Consider the following 6,729-nt stretch of genomic DNA (forward strand, 5'->3'; position numbering starts at 1 on the left):
GTCCTTAGGCATCATGTTCTGGATGAAAGTGGTCAGCACCATCGCCTCGAAGCGCTGGAACTTTTTAGCCGGATTTGCCGCCTCGGCCTTGTCGGCAGCGGCGCGCGAGAGCACCGAGCCCGCCTCGACCGAGGCAGTCTGGTCGATCGAGAAGGTCTCCCCGGCACCGCCGGCCCGCCTCGCGAGTGCTGCCCGCGCGGCCTCGACGTCGGCCGGCTCCGCCGCACGGGCGACGTCCATCACGATGTCGCTGGGAGGTGAAATCGCCAAGAAAGCACTGCCTTTTGCCGGTTATGTCCGTTGCACAATGACGCAACAAGCTTGTGGCAGGCTTGCGGGGATGGCGAGGTGCAGTGCAGCCCGCTCCAAGCGGTGGCGCGCCCGCCGCCAGAGAGTCACCTCATCGATCGATCGTTCGGCCGAACCCCTCCGTAGCTTCGTACAAGCTCAAATCTTATTTTAGCAGGTATTAATATTTTAACGGTGTTGCCCCGCCGCCGGCGCAATTCGGGGTTTTGAAAACGACTAATTAACCCCGCCCCCTCATCCTCGAGACCACGCCTTGGAGACGTTGATCGTGAAAAGCGATGTCGTGCTGATCGCATTTCTGCTGTCGGTTGCCAGCCCATTTGCCGCCCAGGCCGGAACGGCGATGCAAACCAAAGGCAAGGCGTTCCCACCGCCGGCCTTCTATTCGTTCTGCAGCCGCCAACCCAGCCTCTGCAGCACGGCCGGCGGAACAAAGGTCGTCGCCCTGCGGCCTCAGCTCAGCGCGCAATTGAACGAGATCAACCTTTCGGTCAATTCACGCATTACCGAGGTCAGTGATCGAGCCGTTGTCGGCAAGAACGACGACTGGCGCGTGCCGACCGTGTCCGGCGATTGCGAGGATATCGCGATACTGAAGAAGCTCGAACTGATGAAGCGCGGCTGGCCGGCCTCGGCGCTGCTGTTGACCGTGGCAAGCTATCACGGCGAGGGACACACGGTGCTGACGGTGCGCACCAACGAGGGCGACCTGGTGCTCGACAACCTCACCAGCGCGGTCCGTGATTGGTCCAGCACGCCCTACAACTATTTCGCCCGGCAGGTGCAGGGCAATGGCAGGCGCTGGGAGCGGATCGGGGCGGCCAAGTCGGTCGGCACGACGGCGACCGGCATCTGACAGCCTCGTTCGCCGCGCGCCGGATCCACCGCTCTATCTCCTTGGTTTGACGCAAGTCCGGATGGGAGGCCACGGCGACGTCGCCGAGCCCAACCGTTTCATGCTTTTCCTGATTGCCCTAGTCATGTCCCCGCTTCTGGGCAATGAGGTCCAGCCGCTCGCGGTCTGAGCGTTCGCGCTCGTCGCGGCGGCGAGCGTCCATATAGGCGCGCTCGACCATGTTGGTCCGCGCGGTCGCGGCGGCGATCAACGTCGCCTCCTCCCGGGCGCTTTCAAGATTCTGTTTTTGTTGGCCGAGCGCGTTCGCAATCCGGCGATGGTAAAGTTCCGGGAACAGGCCGGCCAGCGAGCTGTCAGCGTCGAAGTGCCCGATGAGTTCCTTTGCTTCCGATTCGGCCGCCGCGGCCGCGGAGAGGAAGCCGGCATGACGAGTTTCGTGCACCGCCTTCAACTGCTCCTGCACCTTGACCAACTTCTTCAGTCTGTCCTTGCGCGAGGCCATCGCGGCTACCTCGCTAGCGTCAGGTCGACAAAGCCGTCGACGAACAACGACAGCAAGGTGCCGATGGCAAAGTAGAAGATGATCAGCCCGCCGGCGATGACGAAGGGCAGCGAGATGAAATACACCGGGATCTGCGGCGTCAGCTTGTTGACGAAGCCGATCGTCAAATTGACCAGAATGGCGTAGGCGACGAAGGGACTGCCGAGCCGGATGACCAGGAAGAAGGCGTCCGACACCGTGTCGGTGACGTCGACCAGCGCCGCCTGCGGGTTGAAGAATACATTGACCGGAGCAACCGTGTAGGAGGCGACCAGCGCGCGCACGATCTCGTGGTCGAAGTCGAAGACGAAAAGCAGGAGCAGCGCCGAGAACGAGATGATGGCGGCAAGCGCAGCCTGCGGCTCCGGCTCCTCGATCGCCGGGCCGCCTGAGCCGCCATAGCCGATCATCATGGCGATGGCCGAGCCCATGAAGCGCAGCGCTTCCATATACAGCCTGGTCATGGCGCCGACCAGCCCGCCGACCAGAAGCTCGGAAACGATCATCGGCACCAGAACCTGCGGGCGCGGGTCGACATAGGGATAGATGCGGTCCCAGAGGAAGGCGAGCAGGCCGCCGGTGGCGGCGATCGACACAAACAGCCGGACCTGGAGAGGCACGCGGGCGCTCGACAGGCCGGGCATCAGCATGAAACAGGCGCCGATGCGGCAGAAGGCGAGGAAGGCGGCGATGACGACGCCTTGCGAGAGCGCGTTCACGAGATCGTTCCGAGCACCTTGATTTCGACGCCCTTGGCGATCTCGACGTGGCTGAGCACGGGCAGCGTGGTGAACAGCCGCTCGATGATCATGCGCACATAAGGCCGCGCGTCCGGCGCGGTGACCAGCACGAAGCGCTCGCCGGCTTCGAGATGCTTGCGGATCGCCTTGGTGGCGTCCTGGCCGAATTCCTCGAGCTGGCGCGGATCGATGTCGAACTCGCGCACCTCGCCCTTGGCGTCCCGCTTGAGGCTCTGGTGAAAGGCGAGGTCCCATCGGTTGCCGAGGCGCAGCACCTTGAGCATGCCGCCCTCGGAGAGATCGCCGCAGATCTGCTGCGCCATGCGGATGCGGACATGCTCGACGATCTGCTCGGTGCGCCGCACATGCGGCGCGATCTCGGCGATGGCCTCGATGATCAGGTGCAGGTTGCGGATCGAGACGCGCTCGGCAAGCAGAAGCTTCAGCACCGCCTGCAGGCCGGGATAGGAGATGTGCGAGGTGCAGATCTCGTCGGCGAGCTTGCGGTACTCGGGGTCCAGCCGCTCGAGCAGCGCCTTCATGTCCTTGTAGGACAGAAGCTGCGGCAGGTTGTTGCGGATCACCTCGGAAAGGTGGGTGAGCAGGACCGACATGTTGTCGGCAAAGGTGTAGTTCTCGCGCTTCAGATCTTCGGCGAAGGTTTCCAGCACCGAATAGGCGCGCATGCCGAAGGCCGGCTCGCGGATTTCCTCACCGGGGATGTCCGGCACGCCGCGGGTGCCAAGCAGCACCATGATTTCGCCGACGCGCATCTGGTATTCGGCAACGACGGTGCCGTGGACCTTGATCTGATAGCTCTTCGGCGGGATGGCGAAGTCGTCGGCGACGCGCACCTCCGGCACCACGAACCCATATTGCTGGGCGAATTTCTTGCGCATCTTCGACATGCGGAACACCAGCTCCTGATGCGCGACCAGCAGCCTGGTCGAGAGCTGCTTGCCGATCAGCAGCTCGATCTCGGCAGTCGCAAGCGAGGCCTTGACCGAATTCTTCTCCTCCTCGACCTTGTCGGCCTTCTCCTTGTTCTTCTGCGCTTCGGCTGCCGCCAGCGCGCGGTTGTGGCGCAGCGGGATGACGTAGCCGAGGCCGGCCATGGCGCCGGCAAGGGCAAAGAACGGGAATAGCGGCAGACCGGGCATAAGGCCGAGGATGACGAGCAGCGAGGCCGCGACATAGAGCGCGCGCGGATGCGCGCCGAGCTGGCCGAACACCGCCTGATTGGCGGAGCCCCGCGTGCCGCCCTTGGAGACGAGCATGCCGGCGGCGAGCGAGACGATGAGGGCCGGGATCTGGGTGACGAGGCCGTCGCCGACCGACAGCTTGATGAAGACGTCGGCCGCCTGGCCGAGGCCCATGCCGTGGCGCAGATAGCCGATGGCGATGCCGCCGACGATGTTGATGGCGGTGATGATGAGGCCGGCGATGGGGTCGCCGCGCACGAATTTCGACGCGCCGTCCATCGAGCCGAAGAAGGAGGATTCTTCTTCCAATTCGCGGCGGCGAAGCTGCGCCGTCTTCTCGTCGATCATTCCGGCGGAAAGGTCGGCGTCGATCGACATCTGCTTGCCGGGGATGGCGTCGAGGGTGAAGCGCGCACCGACTTCGGCGATGCGGGTGGCGCCCTTGGTGATGACGATGAAGTTCACCACGATCAGGATCATGAAGACGATGAGGCCGATGACGAAGTCGCTCGACATCACCAGCTTCGAGAAGCCCGAGATGACGTAACCGGCGGCATGCGTACCCTCATTGCCATGCGACAGGATCATGCGCGTGGTGGCGATGTTGAGCGAGAGCCTGAGCATCGTGGCGATGAGCAGCACGGTCGGGAAGGAGGAGAAATCCAGCGGCCGCTGGATCCAGAGCGCCACCATCAGGATCAGCACCGAGAGCGCGATCGAGAAGGCAAGGCCGATGTCGATGAGGAAGGCCGGGATCGGCAGGAACAGCACCGCCAGGATGACGACGATGCCGAGCGCGAAGAAAACGTCGCGGCCATTCTTGGCCGCCAGGCCGGACGGGATTGTTTCGCTGATCGCCATATCGTCCTCGAATCCAGACTTGCCCAGTGCAAAGGCAGGCTCCCGACCGTTAACCGGTCAAGCTTGCGCGAAGGTGGGAGAGGGGCTACGGGATTTGAGCCGGCTGGCGAAAGGAAAGGCGCATGCTCCTCATCATCGGCACGATTCGGCTGCCACCCGACAGGCTCGAGCAGGCAAGGCCGGCGATGGGACGAATGATTTCAGCGAGTCGCGCCGAAGCCGGCTGCCTCGCATATTCCTATGCGCAGGATGTTCTCGATCCCGGCCTGATCCATGTCTCGGAAGCCTGGCGGGATCGTGCGGCGCTCGAGGCGCATTTCAAGTCAGCGCATATAGCCGAATGGCGCGCGAGCTGGGCGGAACTCGGCATTGGGGATCGGAAGCTGGCGCTCTATGAAGCGGGCGAGGGTACTGCGATCTAACCGGCCGTGTCCGCGATCGAGACGGCGACCAGCCAGCGCCGGACGGCGCGCTCTTCGTTGGCCGAAAGTGCGGCGGTCAGCTCGCGTTCAAGCCGCTGCACCCGCTCGCGACATTTCTTCAGCAAGGCACGGCCGCTGTCGCTAAGATCAAGGTGCTGGATGCGCCCGTGCACCGCATGCGGCTTGCGGACCACGGAACCGGCCTTTTCCAGATTGCCGACGATCACGCTCACCGTCTGCGGCGTCAGCACCGCGAGCCGGGCGAGGTCGGCATTGGAGATGCCTGGATAGGCCGACAGCATGGTCAGCGTCGCGAATTGCGGCTGCGTGACGCCGAACTCATCCAGCGCCCGCTCGACCCGCAGCCTGTAGGCGCCGGCGGCCTGGCGCAGCAGGTAGCCGAGATAACCTTCCTCGCCGCGCTTGCCTTTGCCAGGGGCCGGAATTTCCGGTTTCTGCTTGCGCACGATGTAAGAGCTCTTATATGTTGTTCGAACTCTGATATTATCGCAAGATGGAATGGAAGACGATGGGCTATCGCATCTTTCTTGCTGGTGGTTCCGGCGCGATCGGCCGCCGCCTGATCCCGCAACTGGTCGCTGCCGGCCATCAGGTAGCTGCGACAACGCGCCGGGCCGAGAAGGCCGAGGAGCTCCGCGCGATCGGGGCCAGCCCGGTGGTGATCGATGTGTTCGATGCCGGCGACCTGCTTGCGGCGGTCGCCGAGGTGAAGCCGGAGGTCGTGATCCATCAGCTTACCGATCTGCCGGCCGGACTCGATCCCAACAAGATGGGCGAGGCCATCATCGGAAACGCGCGCGTCCGCGACGAGGGGACCCGCAATCTGGTCGAGGCCGCGGCGTCGGCCGGCGCCCGTCGCCTGATCGCGCAGAGCATCGCCTGGGCCTATGCGCCCGGACCCGAGCCGCATGCCGAAACCGATCCGCTCGACAGCGGCGCCGAAGGCGGCCGCGGCATCAGCGTCGGCGGCGTAATCGCCCTCGAACGGCAGGTTCTCGAGGAGCCCATGACGGGCATCGTGCTGCGCTATGGGCATCTCTACGGGCCTGGTACCGGAGCTGAGATTGCGGCCGATCCGGCCGATGCCGCTGCTTATGCGGCGCTGCTTGCCGTCGAGCGCGGCGCGCCGGGCGCCTTCAACATCGCCGAGCCGAACGGCCATGTCGCGACCGACAAGGCCGTCAGCGAACTCGGCTGGCGGCCCGACTTCCGTCTGGCTGTGTGAGGCAGACGGAGGAATTGCCGCCAAAGGACAGACCTGGTTCGAGCCGCCGGGCACGGTGCATCGTTCGCGGGGAAGGCGAGCGCAACGGAGCCGGCGGAGCTGCTGGCGACCCTCGTCGCGAGGGACGATTGCGGGCCGCTGACCATCTTCGATCAGTGACATTTTCCCGTTCTCGCAGCGAGGGTAGCCGGCCCAACCGTCGCTAATCGACGCAACGCCAAAATGGCGCCACAAGCGGTCGGCATTGCGGTTGCCACTCCATGCCGTCGGGCGTATCAGGCGCGGCAGCATCCATCCTCCGCATACCGGCGAGCCGCTCCGTTGCCTGCCATAAACGAACCGCAAGTCTACGCCCGCCGGCTTCGGGCGGTGCTGATCAATTCCATTCCCGTGCTCGAGGCGCGCGGCATCGTCATTGTGCTGATGGCGGGGATGGTCGGCATGATCGCGGGCGCCCTGGTCACCGGCATGAGCGCGCTGGTGCAAGCCATGCACTTCCTGCTCTTTGACGTGCAGCCGGGCGGGCGCCTTTCGGCGATGTTTTCGCTGGCC

The 6,729-nt window shown here is 64.4% G+C and carries 7 protein-coding genes and 2 pseudogenes; 4 read left to right on the forward strand and 5 right to left on the reverse strand.

The window, feature by feature from the left end; translation table 11 throughout:
- Positions 1-270: pseudogene (locus EOA60_RS13415) on the reverse strand (flagellar biosynthesis protein FlgJ); the annotation flags it as partial.
- Positions 271-577: 307 nt separating this feature from the next.
- Here EOA60_RS13415 and EOA60_RS13420 point away from each other — a divergent pair.
- The gene (locus EOA60_RS13420) at positions 578-1,165 is read left to right on the forward strand and encodes a transglutaminase-like cysteine peptidase (RefSeq protein WP_245322267.1); all 588 of its coding nucleotides are present in this window, start codon (positions 578-580) and stop codon (positions 1,163-1,165) included.
- A 118-nt stretch (positions 1,166-1,283) separates the two neighbouring features.
- Here EOA60_RS13420 and EOA60_RS13425 read toward each other — a convergent pair whose 3' ends face one another.
- Genes EOA60_RS13425 through flhA form a run of 3 tightly spaced genes read right to left on the reverse strand, consistent with a single transcriptional unit; the run spans position 1,284 to position 4,509 of the window.
- On the reverse strand, positions 1,284-1,667 hold the full coding sequence (locus EOA60_RS13425; protein ID WP_095823407.1) for a hypothetical protein: 384 nt from the start codon (positions 1,665-1,667) through the stop codon (positions 1,284-1,286).
- Between the two features lie 5 nt (positions 1,668-1,672).
- Entirely contained in the window at positions 1,673-2,425 is a 753-nt protein-coding gene (gene fliR, locus EOA60_RS13430) for a flagellar biosynthetic protein FliR (RefSeq protein WP_095823406.1), read from the reverse strand.
- Positions 2,422-4,509, reverse strand: coding sequence for a flagellar biosynthesis protein FlhA (flhA, locus tag EOA60_RS13435; protein ID WP_128311469.1), 2,088 nt, complete (start codon positions 4,507-4,509; stop codon positions 2,422-2,424). The genes fliR and flhA overlap by 4 nt, the downstream gene beginning before the upstream one ends.
- Positions 4,510-4,631: 122 nt before the next feature.
- Here flhA and EOA60_RS13440 point away from each other — a divergent pair, with 122 nt between their 5' ends.
- Positions 4,632-4,931 (forward strand): putative quinol monooxygenase, encoded by a 300-nt coding sequence (locus tag EOA60_RS13440; RefSeq protein ID WP_067002458.1) that lies wholly within the window; start codon positions 4,632-4,634, stop codon positions 4,929-4,931.
- Here the strand turns inward: EOA60_RS13440 and EOA60_RS13445 are convergent.
- Entirely contained in the window at positions 4,928-5,398 is a 471-nt protein-coding gene (locus EOA60_RS13445) for a MarR family transcriptional regulator (RefSeq protein ID WP_095823405.1), read from the reverse strand. The genes EOA60_RS13440 and EOA60_RS13445 overlap by 4 nt on opposite strands.
- Positions 5,399-5,460: 62 nt before the next feature.
- On the opposite strand from EOA60_RS13445, the gene EOA60_RS13450 reads away from it, so the two are divergent.
- Both EOA60_RS13450 and EOA60_RS13455 read left to right on the forward strand, forming a co-directional pair.
- Entirely contained in the window at positions 5,461-6,177 is a 717-nt protein-coding gene (locus tag EOA60_RS13450; RefSeq protein ID WP_095823580.1) for an NAD(P)-dependent oxidoreductase, read from the forward strand.
- A 321-nt stretch (positions 6,178-6,498) separates the two neighbouring features.
- Positions 6,499-6,729 (forward strand): annotated as a pseudogene (locus EOA60_RS13455) (chloride channel protein); the annotation flags it as partial.

The organism is Mesorhizobium sp. M1A.F.Ca.IN.020.06.1.1, from assembly GCF_004023265.1.
Lineage (GTDB): Bacteria > Pseudomonadota > Alphaproteobacteria > Rhizobiales > Rhizobiaceae > Mesorhizobium.